Origin of the sequence: Haladaptatus halobius, from assembly GCF_020618475.1 — an archaeon.
Classification (GTDB): Archaea; Halobacteriota; Halobacteria; order Halobacteriales; family Haladaptataceae; genus Haladaptatus; species Haladaptatus halobius.
Map to the genome: position 1 here is coordinate 1,972,926 of NZ_CP085335.1, position 25,024 is coordinate 1,997,949.

Annotated in this window: 29 protein-coding genes; 14 read left to right on the forward strand and 15 right to left on the reverse strand. The window is 62.8% G+C overall.

Translation table 11 applies throughout. The annotated features are described in order from the left end of the window. Positions 1-10 precede the first annotated feature (10 nt). The 5 genes from LIW51_RS11395 (at position 11) to LIW51_RS11415 (ending at position 4,207) form a co-directional block, all read left to right on the forward strand. On the forward strand, positions 11-604 hold the full coding sequence (locus LIW51_RS11395; RefSeq protein ID WP_227374251.1) for a hypothetical protein: 594 nt from the start codon (positions 11-13) through the stop codon (positions 602-604). Beyond that, entirely contained in the window at positions 522-1,226 is a 705-nt protein-coding gene (locus tag LIW51_RS11400; protein ID WP_227374252.1) for an Ig-like domain-containing protein, read from the forward strand. Before LIW51_RS11395 ends, LIW51_RS11400 begins: the two co-directional genes overlap by 83 nt. A 68-nt stretch (positions 1,227-1,294) precedes the next feature. Beyond that, positions 1,295-1,594: a hypothetical protein gene (locus LIW51_RS11405; protein ID WP_227374253.1), complete on the forward strand. Its 300-nt coding sequence runs from the start codon at positions 1,295-1,297 to the stop codon at positions 1,592-1,594. Between the two features lie 72 nt (positions 1,595-1,666). Then, entirely contained in the window at positions 1,667-3,004 is a 1,338-nt protein-coding gene (hmgB, locus tag LIW51_RS11410; RefSeq protein WP_227374254.1) for a hydroxymethylglutaryl-CoA synthase, read from the forward strand. 183 nt (positions 3,005-3,187) lie between these two features. Further along, on the forward strand, positions 3,188-4,207 hold the full coding sequence (locus LIW51_RS11415) for a DUF7351 domain-containing protein (RefSeq protein ID WP_227374255.1): 1,020 nt from the start codon (positions 3,188-3,190) through the stop codon (positions 4,205-4,207). Positions 4,208-4,239: 32 nt separating this feature from the next. Here the strand turns inward: LIW51_RS11415 and psmA are convergent, their stop codons facing one another. The 4 genes from psmA to LIW51_RS11435 form a co-directional block, all read right to left on the reverse strand. Then, positions 4,240-4,986, reverse strand: a complete 747-nt coding sequence (psmA, locus tag LIW51_RS11420; protein ID WP_227374256.1) for an archaeal proteasome endopeptidase complex subunit alpha — start codon at positions 4,984-4,986, stop codon at positions 4,240-4,242. Further along, a complete protein-coding gene (locus LIW51_RS11425; protein ID WP_227374257.1) occupies positions 4,983-5,600 on the reverse strand; it encodes an Ntn hydrolase family protein in 618 nt (205 codons plus the stop codon). Before LIW51_RS11425 ends, psmA begins: the two co-directional genes overlap by 4 nt. A 58-nt stretch (positions 5,601-5,658) precedes the next feature. Next, positions 5,659-5,862 (reverse strand): hypothetical protein, encoded by a 204-nt coding sequence (locus LIW51_RS11430; protein WP_227374258.1) that lies wholly within the window; start codon positions 5,860-5,862, stop codon positions 5,659-5,661. Between the two features lie 138 nt (positions 5,863-6,000). Then, a complete protein-coding gene (locus LIW51_RS11435) occupies positions 6,001-6,708 on the reverse strand; it encodes a helix-turn-helix domain-containing protein (protein ID WP_227374259.1) in 708 nt (235 codons plus the stop codon). Positions 6,709-7,059: 351 nt separating this feature from the next. Here LIW51_RS11435 and LIW51_RS11440 point away from each other — a divergent pair, with 351 nt between their 5' ends. The 3 genes from LIW51_RS11440 to LIW51_RS11450 all read left to right on the forward strand — a co-directional run bounded on the left by LIW51_RS11440 (position 7,060) and on the right by LIW51_RS11450 (position 8,627). Next, positions 7,060-7,671 carry a metal-dependent hydrolase gene (locus tag LIW51_RS11440; protein ID WP_227374260.1) on the forward strand — a complete coding sequence of 204 codons (612 nt, stop codon included), beginning with the start codon at positions 7,060-7,062 and terminating at the stop codon, positions 7,669-7,671. Positions 7,672-7,695: 24 nt separating this feature from the next. Further along, positions 7,696-8,205 (forward strand): GNAT family N-acetyltransferase, encoded by a 510-nt coding sequence (locus tag LIW51_RS11445; protein WP_227374261.1) that lies wholly within the window; start codon positions 7,696-7,698, stop codon positions 8,203-8,205. 194 nt (positions 8,206-8,399) lie between these two features. Further along, positions 8,400-8,627, forward strand: a complete 228-nt coding sequence (locus LIW51_RS11450) for a hypothetical protein (RefSeq protein ID WP_227374262.1) — start codon at positions 8,400-8,402, stop codon at positions 8,625-8,627. A 112-nt stretch (positions 8,628-8,739) separates the two neighbouring features. Here LIW51_RS11450 and LIW51_RS11455 read toward each other — a convergent pair whose 3' ends face one another. The 3 genes from LIW51_RS11455 to LIW51_RS11465 all read right to left on the reverse strand — a co-directional run bounded on the left by LIW51_RS11455 (position 8,740) and on the right by LIW51_RS11465 (position 10,286). Then, a complete protein-coding gene (locus tag LIW51_RS11455; RefSeq protein ID WP_227376792.1) occupies positions 8,740-8,961 on the reverse strand; it encodes a DUF7385 family protein in 222 nt (73 codons plus the stop codon). Positions 8,962-8,966: 5 nt separating this feature from the next. After that, positions 8,967-9,587 (reverse strand): GNAT family N-acetyltransferase, encoded by a 621-nt coding sequence (locus LIW51_RS11460; RefSeq protein ID WP_227374263.1) that lies wholly within the window; start codon positions 9,585-9,587, stop codon positions 8,967-8,969. Between the two features lie 81 nt (positions 9,588-9,668). Then, positions 9,669-10,286, reverse strand: a complete 618-nt coding sequence (locus LIW51_RS11465) for a GNAT family N-acetyltransferase (protein ID WP_227374264.1) — start codon at positions 10,284-10,286, stop codon at positions 9,669-9,671. A gap of 234 nt (positions 10,287-10,520) precedes the next feature. Between LIW51_RS11465 and LIW51_RS11470 the strand changes: the two genes are divergently transcribed. The 3 genes from LIW51_RS11470 (at position 10,521) to LIW51_RS11480 (ending at position 13,029) form a co-directional block, all read left to right on the forward strand. Beyond that, positions 10,521-11,972, forward strand: coding sequence for a replication factor C large subunit (locus tag LIW51_RS11470; protein WP_227374265.1), 1,452 nt, complete (start codon positions 10,521-10,523; stop codon positions 11,970-11,972). Between the two features lie 167 nt (positions 11,973-12,139). Continuing rightward, positions 12,140-12,625: an Lrp/AsnC family transcriptional regulator gene (locus LIW51_RS11475; RefSeq protein ID WP_227374266.1), complete on the forward strand. Its 486-nt coding sequence runs from the start codon at positions 12,140-12,142 to the stop codon at positions 12,623-12,625. Positions 12,626-12,750: 125 nt separating this feature from the next. Continuing rightward, positions 12,751-13,029, forward strand: a complete 279-nt coding sequence (locus LIW51_RS11480) for a HalOD1 output domain-containing protein (RefSeq protein WP_227374267.1) — start codon at positions 12,751-12,753, stop codon at positions 13,027-13,029. Between the two features lie 69 nt (positions 13,030-13,098). Here LIW51_RS11480 and LIW51_RS11485 read toward each other — a convergent pair whose 3' ends face one another. The 5 genes from LIW51_RS11485 to LIW51_RS11505 all read right to left on the reverse strand — a co-directional run bounded on the left by LIW51_RS11485 (position 13,099) and on the right by LIW51_RS11505 (position 17,852). Next, positions 13,099-14,772, reverse strand: a complete 1,674-nt coding sequence (locus LIW51_RS11485) for a Na+/H+ antiporter NhaC family protein (protein WP_227374268.1) — start codon at positions 14,770-14,772, stop codon at positions 13,099-13,101. Positions 14,773-14,849: 77 nt separating this feature from the next. Beyond that, the gene (locus LIW51_RS11490; protein ID WP_227376793.1) at positions 14,850-15,584 is read right to left on the reverse strand and encodes an amino acid ABC transporter ATP-binding protein; all 735 of its coding nucleotides are present in this window, start codon (positions 15,582-15,584) and stop codon (positions 14,850-14,852) included. Continuing rightward, positions 15,581-16,414, reverse strand: coding sequence for an amino acid ABC transporter permease (locus tag LIW51_RS11495; RefSeq protein ID WP_227374269.1), 834 nt, complete (start codon positions 16,412-16,414; stop codon positions 15,581-15,583). The genes LIW51_RS11490 and LIW51_RS11495 overlap by 4 nt, the downstream gene beginning before the upstream one ends. An 18-nt stretch (positions 16,415-16,432) precedes the next feature. Further along, positions 16,433-17,278, reverse strand: a complete 846-nt coding sequence (locus tag LIW51_RS11500) for a transporter substrate-binding domain-containing protein (RefSeq protein ID WP_227374270.1) — start codon at positions 17,276-17,278, stop codon at positions 16,433-16,435. Between the two features lie 94 nt (positions 17,279-17,372). Continuing rightward, complete coding sequence (locus LIW51_RS11505) at positions 17,373-17,852, reverse strand: COX15/CtaA family protein (protein WP_227374271.1); 480 nt, start codon at positions 17,850-17,852, stop codon at positions 17,373-17,375. Positions 17,853-18,154: 302 nt separating this feature from the next. Between LIW51_RS11505 and LIW51_RS11510 the strand changes: the two genes are divergently transcribed. Next, the gene (locus LIW51_RS11510; RefSeq protein ID WP_227376794.1) at positions 18,155-19,234 is read left to right on the forward strand and encodes a M24 family metallopeptidase; all 1,080 of its coding nucleotides are present in this window, start codon (positions 18,155-18,157) and stop codon (positions 19,232-19,234) included. A gap of 72 nt (positions 19,235-19,306) precedes the next feature. Continuing rightward, positions 19,307-21,565 carry an NADP-dependent malic enzyme gene (locus LIW51_RS11515; RefSeq protein WP_227374272.1) on the forward strand — a complete coding sequence of 753 codons (2,259 nt, stop codon included), beginning with the start codon at positions 19,307-19,309 and terminating at the stop codon, positions 21,563-21,565. Between the two features lie 25 nt (positions 21,566-21,590). Here the strand turns inward: LIW51_RS11515 and LIW51_RS11520 are convergent, their stop codons facing one another. The 3 genes from LIW51_RS11520 to LIW51_RS11530 are packed head-to-tail and all read right to left on the reverse strand — an operon-like array spanning position 21,591 to position 23,253. Further along, positions 21,591-21,980 carry a hypothetical protein gene (locus LIW51_RS11520; RefSeq protein ID WP_227374273.1) on the reverse strand — a complete coding sequence of 130 codons (390 nt, stop codon included), beginning with the start codon at positions 21,978-21,980 and terminating at the stop codon, positions 21,591-21,593. A gap of 47 nt (positions 21,981-22,027) precedes the next feature. Then, positions 22,028-22,702, reverse strand: coding sequence for a hypothetical protein (locus LIW51_RS11525; protein WP_227374274.1), 675 nt, complete (start codon positions 22,700-22,702; stop codon positions 22,028-22,030). Further along, positions 22,621-23,253 (reverse strand): ribonuclease HI, encoded by a 633-nt coding sequence (locus LIW51_RS11530; RefSeq protein ID WP_227374275.1) that lies wholly within the window; start codon positions 23,251-23,253, stop codon positions 22,621-22,623. The genes LIW51_RS11525 and LIW51_RS11530 overlap by 82 nt, the downstream gene beginning before the upstream one ends. Before the next feature lie 145 nt (positions 23,254-23,398). On the opposite strand from LIW51_RS11530, the gene LIW51_RS11535 reads away from it, so the two are divergent. After that, positions 23,399-25,009 (forward strand): ABC transporter substrate-binding protein, encoded by a 1,611-nt coding sequence (locus tag LIW51_RS11535; RefSeq protein WP_227374276.1) that lies wholly within the window; start codon positions 23,399-23,401, stop codon positions 25,007-25,009. Positions 25,010-25,024: the final 15 nt, after the last annotated feature.

Here is a 25,024-nt window from a genome sequence, read left to right on the forward strand (position 1 = left end):
TGTCCCATAGATGACGTTCCGGGCGGACGACCGCGGGGTGACCGTGCAGATGGGGACGATACTTCTCTTCGCTACGCTCGTCGTCGCCATGTCGCTGTATCAGGCTACCGTCATTCCGAATCAGAACGCCAAGGTCGAGTTTCGCCACGGCGAGCGGGTGCAGAGCCAGCTGCACGACGTTCGAAACTCCATCCTCCGAGCGAGCGCGACCGGCACGGACCAGCCGACGTCGGTGACGCTCGGAACGCAGTATCCGGAGCGCATGTTCTTCCTCAACCCGCCGCCGGCGTCGGGGACGCTCCAAACCGTCGAATTGGGGAACGTTAGCGTCGAGAACGTCACCGCGAGCGCGCCGGAGACGGTTGACTACCTGAGCGATACGCTTACGTTCGGTACGCGGGCACTGGTGTACGCGCCGAGCTACCACCAGTACGGGAACGCGCCAGATACGGTGTACGAGAACACGGTCGTCTACAACCGCGCCGATGAAGGGAACGACGGGCGTGAGGGCTCACTATGTGATGAAAGTCTCCGGCGACGGTACGAGCATCGTCGAGGACGGCCGCCAGCAGTTGGTCGTCGAAGTGAGAGACCGGTACAATAACCCCGTCTCCGGCGCGACGGTACACTTCACGCTTGCCGGGGCAGAGCAGGGCACGTCACACGAACTCGATAACGGGACGACGACCGGAGAGGCGGTGCAGGTGACGACCGGCGCGGATGGGCAGGCCTCGGTCACCTACCATCTCGACTCCGTCTCGGGGAACGGCGACGATGTCACCGTTCGGGTCAGCATCGATGACATCCCACCGATGGGGGGGTCGTTCGATACGGATAGAAAGGAGACGCTCGCGTTCTCGCTCGCCGCTGTCGGCCAGAGCGGAAACGGCAATGGTGGTAACGGTGACGGTGGCGATGGTGGTGACGGCGGTGGCGGTGATGACGGAGCACAGACTCCGCAGGTCGAGTTCCGCGTTGACGATCTCTCGCATCCGAATGAAGACAAGATGAACTACGTCGCGTCGTACGACGTGTCGAACACGAACGGCTCGTTCGAACGCGTCAACGTTGTGTACGACAACGTCAACAGGGGTTCCAGCGCGACCGGCACGCGGAGCGCAACGACGATGCATGGGAGCCAACAGTATCAGTTGAGTTATGGGGCAAGTGAACAGTGGAAGATGACGGTACAGGTCATCTATGAACGTTCCGATAGGACAGAGTAGTCGCGGTAGAGCGGACCATCGGAGATACCGCGGACAGTCTGAATCCGAGCGATAACGACGACCTCAGCGTGTCCGACAGTCCAACTATCGAAAACTACGACGTGCAGGACAACACCAATCCCGGACAGGGACCGAGATACACGGTGATCTACACCGTATCGTCAGACAGTCAATTTGAGGAGGTTAAGGCGGCCACCATCGGTCGAGAGAACGGTGGTGCGGCGTTCGACAGTAGTACGCAAACGAGCAGTTCGTTCCACCTCTCTCCTGGATACGGCCAAGGAACGGAGTTCACGATTAAACTCCTCGTCTACGACGATGATGGTGCCGTCGTCGCCATCGTGGAGGAATCCGATACGGCACAATAACTCTATTTTCGACGTTCGTCGACAGTTCTATCGACAAACCCTTATAGCACGTTACGTAATGTGAGAGCAAGAATGACAGCCGTGGGTATCGACGCCATCGAAATCTGGACTGGCAAACTGAAACTCGACCTGCCGGAGACGGTCGCACCGATAAAGGACAAAGACCCGGAGTACTACACGAAGGGTCTGGGGCTGTACGCCAGTTCGTTCCCGGACGCACACGAGGACATCGTGACGATGGGCGCGAACGCGGCTTACCGACTGATGGAACGCAAGGGTCTGACGCCGGACGACATTGGACGCATCGACGTGGCGACCGAGTCCGCGTTCGACAACTCCAAGCCCGTCTCGACGTACATCGCGGGGTGTCTCGAACAAGTGTACGGCGACGATTTCCACCACGCGAACAAGGGCGAACGCAAGTTCGCCTGCATCGCCGGAACGCAGAGCCTGGACGACGCCTACAACTGGATCAAGGCGGGGCGAAATCGCGGGCGGAGCGCGCTCGTCATCGCCACCGATACCGCGCTTTACGCTCGCGGCGACCCCGGCGAGGCGACGCAGGGTGCGGGTGCCGTCGCGATGCTCATCGGCGAAGACCCGAGCCTCGTGGAACTCTCGACCGAGCAGGGATACGGCAGCGCCGACGAGACGGACTTCCTGAAACCCAACCAGCAGTTCCCGAGCGTGGACGGCAAGCGGTCGATGCAGGTGTACCTCGCTCGGATGCGCGAGGCTCTGGAGGACTTCGAGAGCGTCATGGGCGACACCCACCTCGACGATTTCGAGTACATCCCCTTCCACACGCCCTTCCCCGGAATGGTGCGTAGGGCGGGTCTCCTCGGCTATCGCCACATGATCCGGAACACCGACGTGGAAGACGAACTCGCGGCGGAGATCGGTCGCCAGCCCCGCGAAGCGGAGTACGACGACCGCGAAGCATACGAGCAGGCCATCCGCGACTACATGGACGACCTCAAATCCACCGACGATTACCGCGAGTGGTACGCGGACACCATCAAACCAACGCTCGGCATCTCGCGCGAGGTCGGCAACTGGTACACCGGGTCGGTGCACATCGCCCGTGCATCGGCGCTCCAGTACGCCGCCGAGAACGATCTCGACGTGACGGGGCGGAAACTGCTCGTCGGTTCCTACGGCAGCGGCGCGCAGGCCGAGATTCACGCCGAGACGATTCAAGAAGGGTGGAGAGAGGAGATCGGCCACCTCTCCATCGACGAGCAGATACGCGATCGCCACGACCTCACGTACGAGGAGTACGAGGACGTGCACGACCGCCACAACCACGACAAGCGCGTCGAACTGGACGACTTCACGGAACCCGAAGACGAGTTCGTCTTCGTCGGTCGCGGGGAGATGGACGAGCGAACCTACGAGTACGTGGAGTAAGCTGCGGACAGGGATTTTCCGATTTCGTCGTTTCGTAGCTGCGGCTCTCCGACCTCGTATTTCGGCTTCGAATCGTTGTAAGGAAAAAATCGCGTTCACGCACTTCGACAAACGATTTATCCGTGCACCGCCCTTCCGTGCAACCGAACTAACACACCTCAAGCGCGAAATCACCAACTCAGCATGACCGAAACAGAACCGGAGACTCAGTCGACGGACGGGAACGAACTGCCAGCGACGACCGAGAGCGCGCCGGAATCGCGCGAGGCCGGAAATGCGCCAAAATCCGCCGGAGATGAGCTACCGGGGACGCCCGAACCGGAAGAAGACCGTGCAGACCCCTCCGACGCTTTCGGCGTCCTCGGCAACGAAGTTCGGATGGCCGCACTTCGCGCGCTCGTGGACGCGGAAACCGAGGGGGAGGGTTCTCTCGCGTTCTCGGAACTGTTCGAGGCGACGCCCGCCGACAACACCGCCGGGTTCTCCTACCACCTCCGACAGTTGACCGACCACTTCGTCCGGAAAACGGAGGGCAGATACACCTTGACCTACGCCGGGCGCGAGATCGCGCGGGCCATCCGCGCCGGAACCTACACCGACAGCGTGGATTTCGGCCCCATCGCGGTGGACGATCCCTGCCCGTTCTGCGGCGAGGAGCGTCTGGAGGCCCGCGGCGAGGATAACTACGTCGCCGTCGAGTGCGGCGCCTGCGACAGGCCGACGCTCACGCTTCCGTTTCCGCCGGGCGGCCACCGCGCGCACGACCCCGAAGGATTGCTGACCGCGTTCGATCGCCACCACCGCCACCGCCTCTCGCTCATGGCCGACGGCGTCTGCCCGGAGTGCAGCGCTCCGGCGGAGGCCCACGTGGACTATCACGACGCCGACGGGCCGGAAAGTACGCGTCGTCCGCAGGTTCGGTTCGACTGCGACCGCTGCGGCTGTCGGCTTCGCTCGCCCGTGACGCTCGCGGTGCTCGAACATCCCGAAGTCATCTCGTTCTACCACGACCACGGTGTCGCCATCCGAGAGCGTCCCCTGTGGAACGTCGGCGAGGAGTGGCGAGAACGGGTGGTGTCGGAAGAACCGTGGTGCGTGAGAGTTTCGACGAAAATCGACGGCGAGGTGCTGGCGCTGTTCGTCGCCGCGAACCTCGAAGTCGTGACGGTACGGCGGACGACCGCTTCGGCGTCGGCGTCGTGACGCGAGAAGCGTAGCCCGACGGTTCTGTCGGGCTACGCCGCTCCGTCCGCGAGCAGGTCGAGCGAATCCAACGTCGAGCGACGCTTGTCCGCGTCGAGTTCGCGGTACGTCGGGTCGATTATCGCCACGTCGACTTCTTCGGGCGAGAGCGGCCCGCCCCGCGATTCGGCGAGCGCGGAAAGGGCGAGTTCGACGCCCGTATCGACCGAGGAGTCGGGATCGTAGTTTCCTTCGAGGTACTCGCGCACGGTGTCGTCGTCCGCGCCGATCGCCGTCGCCTGCCACTCGTAGGGCGTGCCCGAAGGGTCGGTTTCGAACAGTCGGGGGCGCGGCTCGTCTGCACCCGACGAATCGACGCCGCCCACGAGGAGGGCCGCGCCGAACGGGCGCGCGCCGCCCTGCTGCGTGAACTCCTGGACGTGGTCGGTCACGGCCTTCGTGAACGGTTCGACCGCCATCGGTTCGCCGTAGCGCAGGCGGTCGGTCTGGGCGCGCCGGCGGCCGAAATCCACGAGTTGGCGCGCGTCGGCGACGTGTCCTGCGCTGCCGACGCCGAGGTGGTCGTCTATCTTGTGGAGTTTCTCGATGCCCTCAGCTTCGAGCAGGGGCGAGCGCAGGCGCTTGCTCGCGGCCAGCACGACGCCGTCGCGGGCGCGAACGCCCACGTTGACGCTTCCGCGGCGGACCGCCTCGCGGGCGTACTCGACCTGATAGAGGCGACCGTCGGGCGAGAAGATGTTTGTCCCGCGGTCGTAGGCCTGCTGACGCTGGCCGTTCATGCCGCCACCTCCCACTCGTCGCCGGTTCGAATCTCGACGCCGTCGCTCGTGACGCTGGCGATCGTGAGTCCGTTTCCGCTCGCCGTGTCGCGTTCGGCGGCGCTCTCGACGGCTCGCGCCGCGACGCGCCGGGCGGCTTCGGGCGACAGGTCGGGTTCGTACTCGCGTTCGAGGACGCCGTAAGCGAGTTGCATCCCGCTTCCGCCTGCGACGTAGTCAGCTTCCATGACGCCGCCGCCCGCATCGAGGTCGTAGACGTGCGGGCCGGTCGCATCGACGCCGCCGAGGGTCGGTTGTGCGACGCGGTACGGCCCGCTCCGGAGGAGGTTCCCGGTGAGCGTCGAGAGCGCGGCCATGTCGATGGCGGCGCCGCGACGCGTCTCGTAGAGACCCGTCTCGGCCCGAAGCGTTCGGACGAACGATTGGAGGTCGCCGACGCCGCCGGCGAGCGTTATCGCGGCGGTCGGGTGGACTCGCTGGATTTTTTGGACGTTCTTGTTCGTGACGAACCGGCCGCCGCCGATGCTGGCGCGGCGATCCGCGGCGAGCAGAACGCTATCGTCGGTCGTCAGGGCGACCGTGGTCGTCCCGGTCTTCGTTATCGACTCGGACATAGCGGAGGAGAGGGGTTCCGTTCGGAAAAGTGTTAGCTAAAATATATTTTAGCGAGTATCAGGAATCGTACCACTCGACCATTTCGTTCACGTCGCTCGAGAGCGGCTCTTCCACGAGCATTCGGAACACACCCCGCCCAGCGAGCGTCCGGAGGTGCGTGACGAACTCGCGCCACTCGGCGGCGCAGTCGGTGTGGAGGTGCCAAACGTACGAGGGCCGGCGCGAACGCGATCGGACTGCGGCTCGACGGTTTCGGCGCACCACGGGCACGTCGGTCGAGTAGTGGCGACTCCACCTTCGTGTTCTTCGGTTCTCATTACGATATTCGGACACGTACAGCGTGTTTCAGTTTGGTTCTTCACTACGCCACGCTTTACGGCGGAGAGGGTCGGAAGAACGTCACGGCGCGAGGTCGCGCATCGCGTCCACCATCGTCTCTTTCTCGCAGTCGGTGACGGCCAGCGAGAAGCCGTCGAGTTGGGCGAGTTTCGACGCGTGTTCCCAGAGGTCGTCCGGGTCGAGTCCGTGGAGGACGACGGCGTTTGGCGTGGGGTTGACGACGCGCATGGCGACCAGCGGGGATTCCCCGCGCGTGACGTTCGTGAAGACGAGCGCGCGACTCGTGCTCTGACCGTAGAGGCGATAGAACTCCTCGCTGGAGAGGCGAGTGATGGCTTCGATGCTGTCGATGACGGTGTGGCCGGTGATGCGCGCCTGCGCCCCCGGCTCGAGTTCGGTCGCGTCGATGGCGTCGTAGAACCGCGATATCGGAACGCCGGTCGGGTACTCGCGCAGGTCGCTGACGATGTCGCTGTCGAACCCCGCCGAAAGCACGCGGGCGTACTGGCGAATCCGCCCGCCGCCGCGCTGTTCGTCGATGTCGAGCAGGGCTTCGACGGTTCGGCGGACGACGCCGATGCCCGGGTTCTCACGCCGCCCACTCTCGTAGTCGGAGATGACCGACGAGGAGACGCCGAGGTGGTCGGCGAGCGCGGTCTGGGAGACGTCGAAGTCGGTGCGCCACTTGCGCAGGGTCGCCCCGGGGTCGTCGCTCAGGGTGATCTCGCCCGCGATCTGCTCGGCGAGCGTCCGGCGCGCGTCTGTCATGCCTTCGCGTGTGGCGGTCGAACGGAAAAGCGTATCGAAACTTGAATTCGACACTCGTCGAAGTTCACGAGGACTTCCCAGGATAACGCTACGACGAGACAGGAGTCGTCCTGAAAAGGCACGCAGTAACGTTCGGGGAGTTTGTCGCAGCGCTACCGGAAATTTCGTTTCTCCAACTCGACTTACCCCGATTTCGTCCATCCACTCCGACTAGCAACGACCGAATAAACTCCGTAAGCGCGACCCCACGAACTCCGCCCTCCGAGTCAATGCGACCCTTCGAAAGTACGCCATCCTTACGGTGTTCGTCAGGGGAAAAGCCATATCTTCGAAGCCAGCGTCCAACTCGTGATGCCATCGACGGTCGTTCACGTCGCGGTGGCTGGCTTACTCGCTACGTCACTGCTCGCCGACCACTTCGACGGGCGCGCGGCGTTGGTGGTGATGGCCGTCGCCGCGCTACCGGACCTCGACACGCTGGTGGGGTTGTGGGTTCCGGGGGGACATAGGGCTGTGTTGCACACCCTCCTTCTACCGACGGGAATGGGCGTCCTCCTGCTCGCCGACCGATTGGAAGGAAACTGGATATGTCGGCGCTGGGGGGAGTACGGCGTCCGAGTCGCGTGGGTCAGTCTCGTCTCGTTGCTCGTCGCGGGCATCGGTCTCGACCTATTCACGAACGGCGTGAACGCCCTCTACCCGCTTCACGACCAGTTCTACAGCGTCTCCGGTAAGCTCAGCTTTTCGAACGAGCAGGGATTTGTCCAGACGTTCGTCGAATCGAAGGCCCGTGGGTCGACGAAGACCACGCACTACCGAACCGGCTTCGACCTCGCGCGCGGCCCCGACCCCAAGCGAAAAGAGCGCGTGTTTCCCATCGTCCGGAGCGGGCGACAGCTCCTCCTCGGCGCGATGAGCTTCGGCATCCTCGGGTTCCGAGTGTGGGAATCGCGCAAGAAGTAAGCATCCGTCGCCCCGAGAGGGGGTATGGGGACCGGTGTCACCGAGATACGACCTTACGACGCGGACGACGCGAGCGACGCAAAAGAGCTGTGGAAGTTGAAGCGCGGCTTCGAACTCGGACTCGGCAATGGAACCGGCGGCGACGAGAAGGCGACGGTGTACGCCGAAAAGCTGACCGACGAGTACCGCGAGGAGTACGGCGAGTGGGTCGAGCGATGCGTGACTCACGACGAACGCTGCGTCACCGTCGCGGACGCGGGCGACGGACTCGCGGGGTACGTGTTCGTCCTCCCTGACGACTTCGCGTTCGTCTGGGACGCCGCCGTTCTGAACGAGATCTTCGTTCACCCCGACCACCGCGGAACCGGCGTCGCAGACGAGTTGATGGACGCCGCCGTAGACTTAGCCCGCGACCAGAACCTCCCGCTCGACAGGCTTGTGCTCGACGTCGACCGAGAAAACGACCGCGCACGGGCATTCTACGACCGGCACGGCTTCGAGCACTGGGGCGAGATGGTCGCTCGAAAACTGTGAATTGGGTGCGAGGAAAATCCGACATCGTGCACCTCGATTGCACGGTGTTCGATAGCATACCGTGTTGATTATAAATCGTCCGGATTACGAGCAAAAATCGAGATGTTTATTCGTATCTGAGTTAACTTACCCATAACGCCCGTTCGGGGCCGATTACTCTCCGACGGTTCTGACGGGACGGCGGTGAGAAAAACATGTGGCAAGAGTACGTCTTCCTAGCGGGTAGTATCGTCATCATGATTTCGCTCGTTCCGACCATTCGCGACGAAGAGGCGAAGGTACCGCTCCGAACCAGCGTTCCGTCGGTGCTCGTACTGTTCGTCCAGACATTGGCATTTCTCTCGATGGGTCTGACGTTTTCCGCGGTCGGAACCGGAATGGGATTCGGTCTCTGGTCGCTCATCGCGACGTACAAGTCGTAATCGTCGGTTGCGACGACCGAATCCGCGGCAATCGACCGTGGCAACGCGAATCATGTACCATTGATTAACGGTCGAGGATTTCCGCGGCGTTCACCAGCGAGCGGTGAGACAATCATTCGTGCGTGAACACCAACAGTCGGTCGTCCTCCCGGACGACGCAGAGCCGCATCAACCCGGTCGGTCGAAAGCTGTGTTCTCGCTTCTCTGTCGCCAGCAAGTCCCCGAACGGTTTGTCGCAGGCCGGACACACGACCGAATCGCGGTTCTCAAACAGTTCGGTGTGTCCGGCGTCCTTCTTCAGTTTCAGCCGGTGACGAATCGCGTGGATGTCCATCTCGGTCACGACTCGTCGCCCTCGCTGTTAGTCGACTTCCGATCTGTCTTCCACTGTTCGCGGGAGATGGTGTAGCGGTGCGAGTCGAACGTCGTCCCGTCCGGGCGAGTTCCCGCGTTCCGAATCAGGGCGTCGTGCTGCCCGCCGTGGGCTTCGACGTACTTCTCGATGGCTCTGCGCGACTGTTCGTTGCCGGCTTCGTGGGTCACTGCTACCAGTTCCAAATCGAGGCGGTCGAAGGCGAGTTCCATCAGTGCAGTAGCACGTTCGCTGGAGTAGTCGCGCCCCCAGAATCGCTTGCGAAGCCAGATTCCGAGGTTGCCGGTTCGGCGCTCCCAGTCGACTTTCAAGCCGGTGTTGCCCGCGAACTCGCCAGCACCGTCTTCGCTCTCCTTCGGACGGATGACGTAGCCAGCGATTTCGCCCGCCTCCCACGCCTCTTCGCTGTCGGTGACGAAATCGAACGTCTCCTTCGGCGTGGCGTGCGGTTCCCACGAGAGATACTCGGTCTCTTCCTCGATGGCCTCGCGGTGCGAACAGAGCCGATAATATTCGAAGATATCGACGTTCTCGAGGCACATCCGCTCCAACACCAATCGCTTTGTCTCGATGCGCTCGGGGAACATGACTGAGGCGACACGGTGCGGGGATAAAAATTTTCTGACAATTAGGCGACTCGCACCCTGCACCGATTTGGTCGAAGCCGGTCAACGTTCGACGAACGTGACGCTCTCCTTGTGACGTTCCTCCCACTGTTCGCGCGTCACGGTGTAGCGGTGCAGATCGCGCACCTCGTCGTCCATCGGAACCCAATTGCGGAGGATACCGTCGTACTGCCCGCCGTGGGCTTCGACGTACTTCTCGATGGCTCTGCGCGATTTCTCGTTGCTGTAGAGATATCCCGCCGAAACGAGTTCCAAGTCGAGGCGGTCGAAGGCGAGTTTCATGAGTGCTCCCGCTCGTTCGCCGGAGTAGCCGCGTCCCCAGTACGGCTTGCGGAGCCACAGGCCGAACAGCGCGGAATGCTCGTCCCACTCAGGATGGAGCCCGGTCACCCCGGCGAACTCGCCCGCCCCGTCCTCTTCCTCGCGGGGAACGACGGCGTATATCGCTCCATCGCCGTCGACCCAACTCTCCTCCGCGTCGGCGAGCAGGTCGCGCGTTTCTTTCGGTGCGGCGTGTGGTTTCCACGTTAGATGCTCCGTCTCTTCGAGAACCGTATCGCTGTGGCGCGAGTAGTACGGGTAGAGGGAGAGGGCGTCGAAATGCTCGCGGCAGAAGCGCACGAGTTCGAGTCGCTCCGTCTCGATGCGCTCGGGGAACATAACGGAGATATCACGACGAGCGGACAAAACGATTGGCTTTACGGCCCGACCGAACACCGGTGCGACCCGTTTATCGCGTCACGGGGGTGTTCTCCGCGTCAGGGCGATCGACTCGGGGGCGAGCGAAGGGTTTGCTTTTCGTGGGCGGTGCGCTACAGCCGAAAGAGGAAGACGAGCTTCGTCCCGGGTCAGCCTTCGCAACCACTAAACGCACGACCTGCTTAGGAGGTGGTAATGGTAGACTGGACGGAGAAGTATCGCCCGAGCACCCTCTCCGAGGTGCGAGGGAACAACACGGCCCGCGATGAACTGCTCGACTGGGCCAAGACGTGGGACGACCACGGGGACGCCGTCATCCTCCACGGGAGCCCCGGCGTCGGGAAGACCTCGGCAGCTCACGCGCTAGCGAATGATATGGGCTGGCCGACCATCGAGTTGAACGCCAGCGACCAGCGCACCAGAGGCGTCATCAAACGCATTGCAGGTGAGGCGGCGAAAAGCGGAACCTTGACCGGCGGTACGGCAGGCAGACGGCTCGTGATTCTGGACGAGGCGGACAACCTGACGCACAACGCCGACCGCGGCGGGTCGCGGGCGATAACCGAAGTCGTGAAGTCGGCGAGCCAACCGCTTGTGCTCATCGCGAACGAGTTCTACGACATGTCGAACTCCCTGCGGAACGCCTGCGAAACCGTCGAGTTCCGGGACGTATCCGCCCGGAGTATCAAACCCGTCCTCCGCGACATCTGCCGACAGGAGGACATCCAGTACGAGTCCGCCGCTCTGGAGGCTATCGCCGAGAACGACAGCGGCGACCTGCGCTCCGCCGTGAACGACCTCCAAGCTGTCGCCGAGTCGAGCGACCGCCTCACCGAGGGGGACGTGGTGACGGGCGAGCGCGACACGACGAGCGGCATCTTCGAATTTCTGGACGACCTGATCAAGAAGGAGGACGCGGAGGGCGCGCTGAAGGCGTCCTACGATGTAGACGAGACGCCGGACAACCTGCTCAACTGGATAGAGGACAACGTTCCGAAGGACTACGAAGGCGGCGAACTGGCGGACGCTTACGGCTACCTGGCGGACGCCGACCGCTGGCTCGGTCGGGTGCGCGCCACGCAGAACTACCGCTTCTGGCGCTACGCGAGTGACAACATGACTGCCGGAGTCGCCGCGTCCCGGCGGGAGAAGAAAGGCGGTTGGACGCGCTACGGACCGCCGAGTTACTGGCGCAAGCTCGGCAGTTCACGGGGTAAACGAAACACCCGCGACTACATCGCCCAGAAGATAGCCGAGGAGAGCGGCATTAGCATGAGTACGGCGCGTCGGGAGGTCATCCCCTTCCTCGCGGAGATGACTCACCACTGTAAGAACCGGGAGTTGACCGTGGCGATGGCGGCGCGATACGACATGGAGGAAAAGCACGTCGCGTTCGTCACCGGGAGCGGGAAGACGACGAACAAAGTCCAGCAGATCGTCGAGGACGCCGAGGAACGAAAGGAGAAAGCCGCGGTCGAGCACTCGGGCGGAGCCTTCGAAGGCGGTTTCGCGTCGGAGTCGAACGACGAGGACTCCGACGACGAACCGGAGGTGGGGGATTCCGAACCGGAAGAACCGGAGGAGTCGGAGGCCGCCGAGGACGAGCAGTCGAACGACGGCCAGTCCGGTCTCGGCGACTTCGTGTGAACGGCCCGGTACCGGCGTTCGACACGCCGGGCGACGCGGAACGATAGCCGATGAAGCGTTTTCAGGTAATTTGGTGCGGTTCCGGAAAAAAGAAACAACGGTAGCGATAACACCAACTATCACACGACGGTAAAAGATGCTATGACTGTTCGTCTCCACGGGACGGTATGACAAAGCGCGAACTCGACTCGGTGGACAGAGGGATCATCTATCTGCTCCAACAGGATTCGCGCAACCACACTACCACCGAGATCGGTGAGCGGGTGGGGGTGGCCGCCAGCACCGTCGCGAACCGCATAAAGAAACTGGAGCGTTCGGGCGTCATCGCCGGATACCATCCAAGAGTCGATTACGAGAAAGCGGGATACGATAGCCATTTCATCGTCGTCGGGACCGTCCCGGCCGAGAAGCGCGACTTGGTAGTCGACGAGATCGCCGAGGTCTCCGGAGTCGTGAACATCCGCACGGTGCTGACGGACGAGGAGAACGTCTCCGTCGAGGTCGTCGGGGCGACGCAGTCCGTGGTCGAAGAGCGGATCGAAGCGCTAAACGACCGCGGCGTCTCCGTCGTTCGGACGGAGATGCTGAAAGACGAACGCGAACAGCCGTTCGACCATTTCGGAGAGGGTCTCGCAGAGGACGACAGTCGATGAATTCGTGTGACGAAATTCGAAATTTTCCGGTCTCGTGAATGATTTGGCGCGTCTTCAAATATCCGATCGATATAAATATCTATTCTTCGACGCGTTTTTGAGTCGGGAACGACGACTAGTACGCGATGAAGACCACGGGAAATTCTCGGGATAACGGCCGTCCTATCAGCGAGGTGATTGTCGAAGCGGTCGGCGAGGAAACGGGGACGCCTCCGGAACGAATTACGCCACCGTTGTATCACGTCATCGATCCGGAGGCGCTGAACAGCCTCTTTAAGAACACCGTAAACGTCGGCCGAAATGGGGGACGGGTGGTGTTCGCGTATAACGGCTTTGAGGTCACGGTCACGGAAGATGGGAGCGTCGCGCTCGAATCGACGGAACGACAGCGAGCCTCCGACTGAGAGGCGACCGAACGAGAAACGAGTCGCGCATTCGGTCAAGTTAGGAATCGAGAAGACGGACGGAAGCGGTCAGTACGGGAAGATGCGGAAGCCCTGCGGGAGGACGAATCCGAGCAGCAAGAACAGCGTTCCCGCCACGCCCGCACAGATGAGCGCGTAGGGAATCTGGGTCCTGACGTGGACGAGGTGGTCGCTACCGCTGGTCGAGGACGCCAACACCGTCGTGTCGCTGATGGGCGAACTGTGGTCGCCGAAGATGCCGCCGCTGAACACCGCGCCGAGGACGAGCGGGAGGTTCGCGCCGGTCGAGAAGGCCACCGGGATGGCGATGGGGAACATGATTCCGTATGTCGCCCACGAACTGCCGTCGGAGAAGCTCACTCCGCTGGTGACGAGGAACAGCAGGACCGGGACGAGGGCCGGCGGAATCTCGTCGAACCAGTTGGTGACGAAGTTCGAGATGCCGAGGACGGTCACGGCGTTCTGGATGGAACTGGCGAACATCAGGATGACCGCGGCGAGGAGGATACCCTTGAACCCGCGCACCATCGCGTCCGTGGCGTCCTTGTTGCTCGGGATGTCGCCTTTCGCGCGGTAGAGCACGAACGCGACGACGAGCGCTGCGAAGGAAGCGAGGCCGAGTTTGATGCCGCCGATGTTGAACGACCACTTACCGCCCGCCGGGAGGATAAGTTGGTAGCCCCCGAGCGAGAACAGCGTGTTCATCTGCGGGGCAGAGACGACGGGACTACCGCGCCAGAACATCGCGCTGAGGCCGACGACGATCATCGTGGCGATGGGGATGGCGAAGTTGCGCCAGTCGGGGGTCGCGGTATCGGCCATCTCGTATTCGTCCACCTCGCGGGAGATCATGGGGTCGTGGTCGTCGCCGACGACGCCCCCGCCGTTGCGCGCTCGGGTTTCCTCGCGCGCCATCCCGAAGATGTTGGGGAACACCTGCCACGCGACCAGCGCGGCGATGATGAGCGCGGTCCACGAGTAGAAGCCGAACACAAGGCTGTTGAAGAAAAGTGGCCAGATCTGGTCGGTCGCGGCCGTCACCCCCTTTCCGCCCGTGTTGACGTAGTTGGCCATGTTGGCCGGGAGCGTGTTCTGCTTCGCGGCCTGTTCGAGACCGCCGCCGATGAAGCCGATGAGTGCGACGCCCCACGTCGAGTAGAACGCGAGGCGGGCCGCCGGACTCCCGGCGCTGTCGACGTAGTAGGCAAGTTTCGCCCGCGAGACGTTGAACCGGTCGGTCAGCGGGCGCATCATCGAGCCGACCACGAGGCAGTTGAAGTAGTCGTCGATGTGGATAGCGATTCCCGCGAGGAAAGCCGCCTTCTCCGCGTCCGCGGGCGAGTCGGCCCGCGCCGCGAGCGCCTCGAGTACGCCTCGAATCGCCCCGGAACGAATCATCAAACCGATCATTCCGCCGATGGCGAAGATGGCGAGCAAGACGTTTTCGACGTACCACGAATCGGAGAAGAGAGGTGCGGTTGCGATGAGGGTCGGGACATGTTTCAAGCCGAATATCGCCCCGAGAACGTTTCCAGAGATACCGCCGATCATATCCTTCGGTACGCCCGCCGAAGCGGGCTTCAACGCGCCGTAGACGACGCCCGCGCTGGCGACGCCGACGAACAAGCCGATGATGGCGTCGCGCGAATACCACGCGAGGGTGATCGCCAGCAACGCCGGAATTAGGGATAGCCAGCCCGCACTGATGCCTTCGAGTGCCATACCCTGTTTCCCAACTAGATGTATAAATGGATTTTGGAAGTTACGAAACTAACAGGTTGAAATGAAAAAGTTATACGCTAATGGACTCGTGCAAGGAACTGTCGGGCGCGGTCCGTCTCCGGGTGGGCGAAGAAGTCGGCCGGCGCCCCCGATTCCACGATGCGCCCTTCGGACATGAGCACGACGCGGTCACCCACCTCGCGGGCGAACCCCATCTCGTGGGTGACGACGATCATCGTCATGCCCTCGTCCGCCAGATCCCGCATCACTTCGAGAACCTCGCCGACGAGTTCCGGGTCTAACGCGCTGGTCACCTCGTCGAACAGCATGACGCTCGGATCCATCGCCAGCGCCCGAGCGATGGCGACGCGCTGTTGCTGCCCGCCCGATATCTGGTTCGGATACTTGTTTGCTTGGTCGGAGAGCCCCACCCTGTCGAGCATCGCGCTGGCCCACTTCTTCGCCTCCGAATCCGAGAATCCCTTGACGACCTTCGGCCCGAGCGCGACGTTCTCCACGGCGGTCTTGTGCGGGAAGAGGTTGAAGCTCTGGAACACCATCCCGATGCGTTGGCGAAGCCGGTTCACGTCCACGTCCGGGTCCGCGATGGACTCGCCCTCGATTCGGATGTCGCCGCCTTGAATCTCTTCGAGTCGGTTGGCACACCGGAGGAGCGTCGATTTCCCGCTTCCGCTGGGGCCGATGACCACGACCACTTCGCCGTCTTCGACCGCGAGCGAGACCTCCTTCAGGACGTGCGTGTCGCCGAAATACTTGTCCACGCGGTCGAATTCGACCTCCGGAACGTTCATCGCTCCGTCCCCCACATGGCTCGTTCCTCCAGCGTCCGGACGGTTTTGCCGAGCGGGAGCGTGATGACGAGGTACGCGACCGAGACGACGACGATGGGCGTCCACGCGTCGAACGTCGCACTGTTGACGTTGCGGAAGACGCTGATGAGTTCCGGTATCGCCAGCACTGTCAACAGGGAGGTGTCCTTGACGAGGATGACGAGGTCGTTCCCGATGGCCGCGAGCGCGTTCCGCCACGCCTGCGGCAGGATGACGAATCGCATCGAATCGATGTACGACATTCCGAGCGACCGCGCTGCTTCCGTCTGCCCCTCCGGAACGGAGTTAATACCCCCCTTGACCGCCTCGCCGATGTAGGCGGTGTGGTTGAGCGTCAGGCCGATGATGGCGGCGGCGTAGCTCCAGTTAGATATCGGAAACACGCTGTTCGTCCACAGTGCAGGAATCCCGAGGTAGACGACGAACAGCTGAAACAGCAGCGGCGTCCCCCGGAAGAACTCGACGTACATAGTGGAGATGCCATGAGTGAACCCCGTGTTCGAGACGCGCCCGAGTCCGACGAGCACGCCGAAGAAGAGCGATAGCGCGCCCGAGATGACGATTATCTCAAAGACGAGGAGGAGCGCGTCGACGAACTGCGGGATGATGGTCACCAACAGGTCGTAATCGACGAACTGCGTCAGGATGAGGAACAAGAAGAAGACGATGCCGGCCGTGAAGAGGCCCGCCACCGCCATCCCGATCCACTTGACGCGCCGGTCGGTCAGCACCCCCTCTTCGCCCTCCGCCGGGCGTTCGACCTCCCTCCGCTCCGTGTACGTTTCTGCCATCAGCGTCCCCTGTGGCGCTCAGCCACTGGTCGTGCCCCCTGACGTGGTCGTCCCGCTCGCGGACTCGAAGTACTCCGAGTAGATTCGGTCGTACGTCCCGTTCTCTCGAATCGTCGCCAGCGCCTCGTTGACGCGCTGGCGGAACTGGTCGTCGTTCTTCCGGAACGCGATGCCGTACTCTTCGACGGTGAGCGTGAGGTACGGCGGGGCGTCTTCCCTACCCTGCCGCGCCGCCACACCTTCGCCCTTCAGCAAGGTGACTTGGTCGTTCTGCTGCGCGAACTCGGCGTTGACCGTGTTGTCGTTGATGACGGCGGCGGCCTGATTGTTGCCGAGCGCCGCGAAGGCGTCGGGAATCTGGTCATAGCTGTCGATGGTGAGATTGCCGTTGAAACGCCGTTTCAACTGCTGTGCGGCGGCCTCGCCGGTCGTCCCCTTCTGCACCGCGACCGTCTGTCCCCGCAGGTCTTGCAGATTATTGATGCCGCTGTTCTTCAAGATGAGCACCGTCTGGTAGGCGGTGAAGTACGGGTCGGAGAAATCGACCTGTTGTGCCCGCTCTTCCGTGATGGTCATCGCGCTCATGATGACGCGGAAGTTCCCGTTGTTGAGACTCGGGATGATGGTGTCGAAGCTCGTCTGCACGAACTCGTAGTTGCGGTCGAGCTGTCCTTGGAATATCGCCTCGGCGATGTCCACGTCGAAACCGACGAGGTTGCCGGTCGTCGTCCGATACTCGAACGGTCGATACGGGATGTCCGAGCCGATTCGAACCACCCCCCCATCCTGTGCGCTTGCAGTTCCCGCGACCGTCAGGCCGGCGATAGCTCCGGCGCTCCCCCTGAGAAAGGTTCGTCTGTGCATTTCAATTTCCCCCGCTACCTACATGGTCAATCAGCGTATAGAAAGCTACTGTCGGTTGCTCGCGGGGTTTGGCTAAAACTTTCGCCGGTTCTAGTCAGTCGTCTGACGGGTAGCCGCTCGCCGATTCGGTCGCCGCTGCCTCGGGGCGGCGGGGCTCCTCGTAAAGCCACAGTGTCGTCGCCATCAGCGCTCCGAAGATGACCAGTGCGGCGGCGTGGTGGGCCACCTGTACGACGGGGCCGTAGATGAGGACGGTCGCACCGCCGAGCAGAATCTGAACCGGCAGGACGACCAGTGCGAGGGTCGCCACGGCCCGGATTCGCGTGCTGTCGGTGTACTTCCACGCGCCCGCCGTCGTGCCGAGGATGAAGAATCCGGTTATCATCGCTACGAGTCGGTGGAACCACTCAATGAACCCTGGAACCGTCTTCCAGAAGAAGCCGCCGTTGCAGAACGGCCAGTCGGCACCGCACGATAGCCCCGCTCCCGCCGCGGCGGTGTAGACGCCGAGTAGGATGAGGGCGAACGTCAGTCCCGTCGTGAAGGCGGCGAAACGCCGGAATCGCGCGCCCATCAGGCGCTCACCTCGGTTTCGTGGTGTCGTATCACGGTAATCCCTTTCCCGGAGGTTGGAAAGCGGCGTATTTAGGTCTGTCCGACTTTCCCGCGATGTGAGAAGGAACGTTCAGGAGAAGCCGTACAGCGGGAACCGCGCAGCGCTGCGATACCACCAGCGGGCGGAGCTGAGTGGATGATTGCGAGTACTTGTAATAGAGTAATAAGTTATGTATGTTTTAAATGTCGCTCGTGAGACGACAGTCGGCAGATATCGACCGAAACACGCCCTTCAAGGGAGACGCGACCCACGGTCGAACCATGACGAAACTGGACCGTCTCGATGCCCTACTCGACGCGCGCGACCTCCAGTCAGTCTGGTTCGCACGCCCGAACTCTTTCGCGTGGCTCACGGGCGGGAGCAACGTCGTCGACCGCGAGGGGGACGCGGGCGTCGCGGCGGTGGGATACGACGGCGACGTGCTCCGCGTCGTCACCGACAGCATCGAAGCTCCGCGCCTCCACGACGAAGAACTGCCCGACGATATCACGGTCGCCGAGTATGAATGGTACGAGGGGTCGCTCGCCGAGGGCGTCGCGGCGCGCGCCGCAACGCCCGCTGCCGCCGATTTCGACGTACCCGACTTCGAGTCGGTGGACGCCTCGCCGCTGCGCCAACCGCTCACTGAGGATGACGCGGCGGCGTACCGAAAACTCGGCGACGAAACCGCCGCCGCGGTCGAAGCCATCTGCCGCGAACTGACGCCCGACGACACGGAGCGCGAAGTCGCGTCGGCGGTTCGCGGCGCGCTCGACTCGCGGGGCATCGAGACGCCGGTCGCGCTCGTGGGAGGGTGCGACCGCGCTCAGCGGTATCGCCACTACACGCCGACGGACGCCGAACTGGGCGATTACGCGCTGGTGTCGGTCACCGCGGAGCGTGCCGGACTCCACGCCAGTCTTACTCGAACCGTCGCGTTCGACCCGCCGGAGTGGCTCGAAGCGCGTCACCGCGCGGCGGCGCGCGTCGAAACGACCGCGCTCGCCGCGACGCAGCAGGTCGGAATCGACGGCGGGACGGGAGGGGAAGTGTTCGGCGAGATTCGATCCGCCTACGAGCAGGTTGGTCACCCGGACGAGTGGGAGCGACACCATCAGGGCGGCGCGGCCGGCTACGCCGGGCGCGAGTGGATCGCCACGCCGACGACGGACGACGAAGTTCGGCTTCCGATGGCGTTCGCATGGAATCCGACGGTACAGGGTGCGAAGAGCGAGGGGACGGTGCTCGTCTCCGCGGACGGGATGGAACTGCTCACGGAAACCGGGCGGTGGCCGACGGACGTTGTGAGCGCGGTCGGGTTCGACGGGTCGCTTCCGCGACCCAGCATCCTCGAACGCTGAGTTCGACGTTCGTCGAAGGTAAATTCGACGGATTCGGATACCTTTTTACAGGTGGGCGGGAACGTATCGAGCATGGGACTTGACGAGGATTCACTCGATTATCACCGAAGTGATCCACCGGGGAAGATCGAGATCTCCACGACGAAACCGACGAATACGCAGCGCGACCTGAGCCTCGCGTACTCGCCCGGCGTGGCCGCCCCGTGCGAGGACATCGCGGCCGACGAGGGGAAAGCCTACACCTACACCGCGAAAGGTAATCTCGTCGGCGTGGTGTCGAACGGGACGGCCGTCCTCGGCCTCGGCGACATCGGCGCGCAGGCGTCGAAGCCGGTCATGGAAGGGAAGGGCGTCCTGTTCAAGCGATTCGCCGATATCGACGTGTTCGACATCGAACTCGACCAGCACGACCCGGACGACCTCGTCCGAACCGTCCGCGCGATGGAACCCACCTTTGGCGGCGTCAATCTGGAGGACATCAAAGCGCCGGAGTGTTTCGAGATAGAGGAGCGACTGCGCGAGGAGATGGACATCCCCGTCTTCCACGACGACCAGCACGGCACCGCCATCATCAGCGGGGCCGCCCTCCTCAACGCCGCCGAGATAAACGGAAAGGAACTGGAAGACATGAAGATCGTCTTCTCTGGGGCGGGGGCGAGCGCCATCGCAACCGCCCGGTTCTACGTCTCGCTCGGGGCGCGCAAGGAGAACATCGTCATGTGTGACTCCTCGGGCATCATCACCGAGAACCGCGCCCAACACGGCGACGTGAACGAGTTCAAAGACGAGTTCGCCCGCGATATTCCGGAGGGTGACCTCGCAACCGCGATGGAAGGCGCGGACGTACTCGTGGGACTTTCCGTGGCCGACATCGTCAGCCAAGAGATGGTTCGCTCGATGGCCGCCGACCCCATCATCTTCGCCATGGCGAACCCCGACCCGGAGATCGGGTACGAGGAAGCCAAGGAAGCCCGCGACGACACGGTCATCATGGCGACTGGACGCTCCGACTACCCGAACATGGTGAACAACGTCCTCGGCTTCCCGTTCATCTTCCGCGGGGCGTTGGACGTTCGGGCGAGCGACATCAACGAAGAGATGAAGATCGCCTCGGCGCGGGCGCTCGCGGAACTCGCCAAGAAGGACGTGCCGGACGCCGTGGTCAAAGCCTACGGCGACCAACCGCTCCAGTTCGGCCCGGAGTACATCATCCCGAAACCGCTCGACCCCCGCGTGCTGTTTGAGGTCGCGCCCGCGGTCGCGGAAGCGGCGATGGAGACCGGCGTCGCCCGGAGCGAACTCGACACGGAGGAGTACGTCGAGACGCTCGAAGCGCGCCTCGGCAAATCCCGCGAGATGATGCGCGTCGTGCTGAACAAGGCGAAAAACGACCCCAAGCGCGTGGCGCTCGCGGAGGGCACCGACGAGAAGATGATCCGCGCAGCCTACCAACTGCGGGAGCAGGGCATCGCGGAAGCCGTGCTCATCGGCGACCGCGAGGAGATTGAGGTGACCGCGAACGACCTCGGACTCGACTTCGACCCCGAGGTCGTCGACCCCGAGAACGGCGATTACGAGGAGTACGCCGACCGCCTGTACGAGCTACGCAAGCGAAAGGGTCTCACTCGGAGCGAGGCGGGCGAGCGCATCGAGAAGGACACGAACTACTTCGGGAGCGTGATGGTCGAACGGGGCGACGCCGACGCGATGCTCACCGGCCTCACCCACCACTACCCCTCGGCGCTCCGCCCGCCGTTGCAGGTCATCGGCACCGCCCCGGACGTGAACTACGCCGCGGGCGTATACCTGCTCACGTTCAAGAACCGCGTCGTCTTCATCGCCGACGCGACCGTGAATCAGTCCCCCGACGAGGAGGTGTTGGCCGAGGTGACGAAGCAGACCGCCAAACTCGCCCGCCGGTTCAACGTCGAACCGCGGGCCGCGCTCCTCTCGTACTCCAACTTCGGAAGCGTGGACAACGAAGGAACCCGAAAGCCGCGCGACGCCGCCAAGATGCTCCGCGAGGATTCGGCCGTCGATTTCCCGGTGGACGGCGAGATGCAGGCCGACACCGCGGTCGTCGAGGAGATTCTGAACGGAACCTACGAGTTCTCGGATTTGGAGGAACCCGCAAACGTCCTCATCTTTCCTAACCTAGAGGCGGGCAACATCGGCTACAAACTCCTCCAGCGTCTCGGCGGCGCGGAGGCCATCGGCCCGATGCTCGTCGGCATGGAGAAACCCGTCCACGTCCTCCAGCGCGGCGACGAAGTTAAGGATATCGTGAATTTGGCGGGCGTGGCGGTTGTGGACGCACAGCAGGGCGAGTAGACGCTCTCTCGTCGTTTTTGAGGTTTTACCCGGCGTTATTGGCGTTCACGGAATCGGTCGTGTGGTTCTCGTAAGTACTTCGGCGGTTTCTTCGTGGTGACATCGAGAACGAGATGAGACAGTCCTCGAAAGCCCCCGGGCGTTCGCGGTCGCTCGCCGACATCTCGACGTGCAGTTTGCGTCGAGAAGGGTCGCTGCGACGCCCACGATGAACGCGAACGCCCAGCCCCTTCAGTCCCACCCCAAACCGCCACCGCAGGCCACTTCCTCCCCAACCGATTCCTTCGCTCACACCGTTCGCTAAGGTCATCCCTCGCGCGATTGCCAGCCAGACCCTCGGACGACCACTATCCTCGGGACTGCTGGCACACGCGCCGAGGATGTTCGTGGTACTTTCGAGAAAACCGGATTCCACTCGACGGAATTAAAACGCACAGTCCGATCAAGACGCCTGAATCGTCTTCACCGCGGGTGTTCTCGAGCCGAGGCCTCCCGAACAGGTTCGCTCTCCCGTTCCGACGCGGACGCCGAGAACAGCGGTCGCACGGGGACGAGGGTGTGGGTCTTCGCCACGCCGTCCTTGTGCGGTCGCCACTTCGTGGACTCGTGGAGGACGTACTCGTCGGGACAGGCGTCCCGAAACTCGACGACGACCTCCTCGAACCGCTCCGAATCGAACCGCTCGGCGGGGACGAAGTCGGTGTTCACGAGCACGGCGTCCCGCCGAGGGACGCGGTCGAGTCGCCCCTCGCAGACGACCTCAAACTCATGCGCCAGCGCGGGAAGGTCGGTGTCGAGCGGGAGTTTGACGTACGCCTGCCTGTAGTCCGGTCGGTCAGTTCGGCGCTTCCAGTACCGCATCAGCGAGTCGCGTATCCGCGTGCCCATTCGCGTGCCACCTCGGATGCTCTGCTCACAGAGCGGGGTAGTAGTAGTTTCGTTGTCCGTATCCCTGCGATTCGTGACACGTCGCTCGAGACGATTCGAAATCCGACGAACGACGGGGAGCCAGTCACTGCGGGGACGAAAACGGTCGGGCGATTCGTTGGGCGTCGTTACCCGCTCGCGTGTCTGTCCGCCCGCGACGGCGGCGGAATCTGCGTCTCGCTCGACCCCGGAGCCTCGGGGAGCAGACACCGCGCAGGTTCGCGGTTCACGTGGGCGTACTCGTCCGGGGCGTTCGCCAGCGGGTGGGCCGGGTTCTGGTCGCTCCGGATGCGGGCGGAGCGGAGTTCGCCGAACCCGGCGATTCTGGCGCGGATGCCCCGCCAGTGGTACTTTCCGGCGGGCGGAACGGTGAACGGTTTCGGCGGTCGCCAGTCCGTCCGGTCGTGAGCGAGCACTGCGTTGTTGACGTTCGCGGCGAGTTGGTCGTGGTCTACCAGCACTCCGACTCGCGCGTTCGCGGGGGCGCGAACCGCCAGCACGTCGAGACCGAGGTGGAGCGCCCGGTACTCCGCGACATTGTTGTCGGGTACGTCGTCGGAGACGGAGAGGCGGACGACGCGCTCGCCGTCTCGCGTTTCGATGATGACGCCGAGTCCACCCTCGCGGGTGTCGTGACTAAATGAACCGTCGGTTGCGACGTAGAAATCACGATGGTGCGTGTGCGGCGGGTGGGCGATGTGCGGCGTGGGCGACTCGTCGAACAGGTCTCGCAATGAGGGATGACGGCCGTGAACGGCCATGTTTCTGCGTTCGATGACTGATTACTTAAATCTGCGGCCGAGTCGCGGTGATACGTATCGCACACAACATGTCGTGATAAATTAAGACGTGATCTATGCTGATGACCACCACAGATATATATGCACCACCCCGCCATATCAGGGTATGCCCGGCGAGCGCATGAATCGGCGGACTTATCTGAAATTCGCAGGTGGAGCAGCGGCAACGGCGACCGTCGCCGGCTGTACCGGCGGTGACGGAAACCAGAATCAGAACCAGACCGGAACGACTGGCACGACCACGAGCGGCGATGGCACCGGCAAGACGCCGGAGAACTTCCCGGTCACCATCACGCAGGGGCAGATGCCCTCGACGCTCGACCCACACAATCACCGGGAGACGACCACCGACAACGTCGTCTTACAGGCCTACGAAGGCCTGCTCTCCCGCGATGCGAAGGGGAAGATCGTCCAGAAGCTGGCGACGAAGTACGAACGCGTCGAGAAGGGGACGGTGAAGTTCACCATCCGCGAGGGCGTGAAATTCCACCAAGGCGGTAACCTAACGCCCGATGATGTGGCGTACAGCATCAATCGCGTCGTCAAACCGAAGACCGGCATCGAGAGCCCGCAAAGCGACCAACTTTCCGGCGTGACGGGCGCGGAAGTCGTAGACGGCGAACGTGCCGTGCGAGTCAACTCGGACGGCATCAATCCCATCGTGTTCTCGCTGTTCGCGTCGTACTGTGACATCGTCCAGAAGTCGTGGGTCGAGAGCAACAACAACAATATCGCCAAGAAGATAAACGGAACCGGACCGTTCAAACTTCAAAACTATCGGGAGGACGTGAGCGTCGTCTTCACCCGCAACGAGAACTACTGGCAGGATCCGGCGGCGGTGTCGAAGCTCACGTTCAAGGCGGCGAAATCGTCGAGCACGCGGGTGAACCAGCTCATCAACGGCGAGACCGACATCGTCGTCAACGTCCCGCCGCAGGACGCGGGACGCGTGAAAAGCTCGCAGAACACGCGCCTCGCTGCGGTGCCAAGTACGCGCATCATCTACAACGCGATGCGCTACGACGTGGAGCCGTTCTCCAGTCCCAAGTTCCGGCGGGCGATGAACCTCGCCATCGACCTGCAGAGCATCATCAAGAACGTTCTCTCCGGGTTCGCCGACCAGACCGGCCAACCGACGTTGAAGAACTTCACCGGCTACAATTCGAACGTCAAGCCGTACCCAACGAACAAGCAGAAGGCGGAGCGACTGGTCGAAGAGAGCGGGCACGCCGGAGCGACCATCAAGCTTCACACGCCGGTCGGTCGCTACCTCAAGGACGTGGAGATCGCGCAGGCGGTGGCCGAACAGATAAACCAGCTGAAGAACGTCAACTGCTCGGTGCAACAGCGCGATTTCAACGCTCTCGCTGGACAGTTGACCGACGGTAATCTCAAATCGAGCCCGAAGTTCTACCTCATCGGCTGGGGGAACGCGACGTTCGACGCCAGTCAAACTATCATCCCGCTGCTGACGACCGACGGCGCGCTCACGTCCTACAGCAACGAGCAGGTGGACAAGCTGATGAGCGAGGCGCAGAGCATGCCGGACGGCAACAAGCGCAACGCGAAGCTGAAGGAGGTGAACAAGCTCATCCACGACCAAGCCCCGTGGATATTCCTCAACCAGCAGTACAGCGTGTACGGCGTCAGTCAGCGTCTCCAGTGGAAGGCCCGAACCGACGAGCGCATCGAAGCGTACGACATCTCGGCGAAATAGAATGTCCGTGGTATC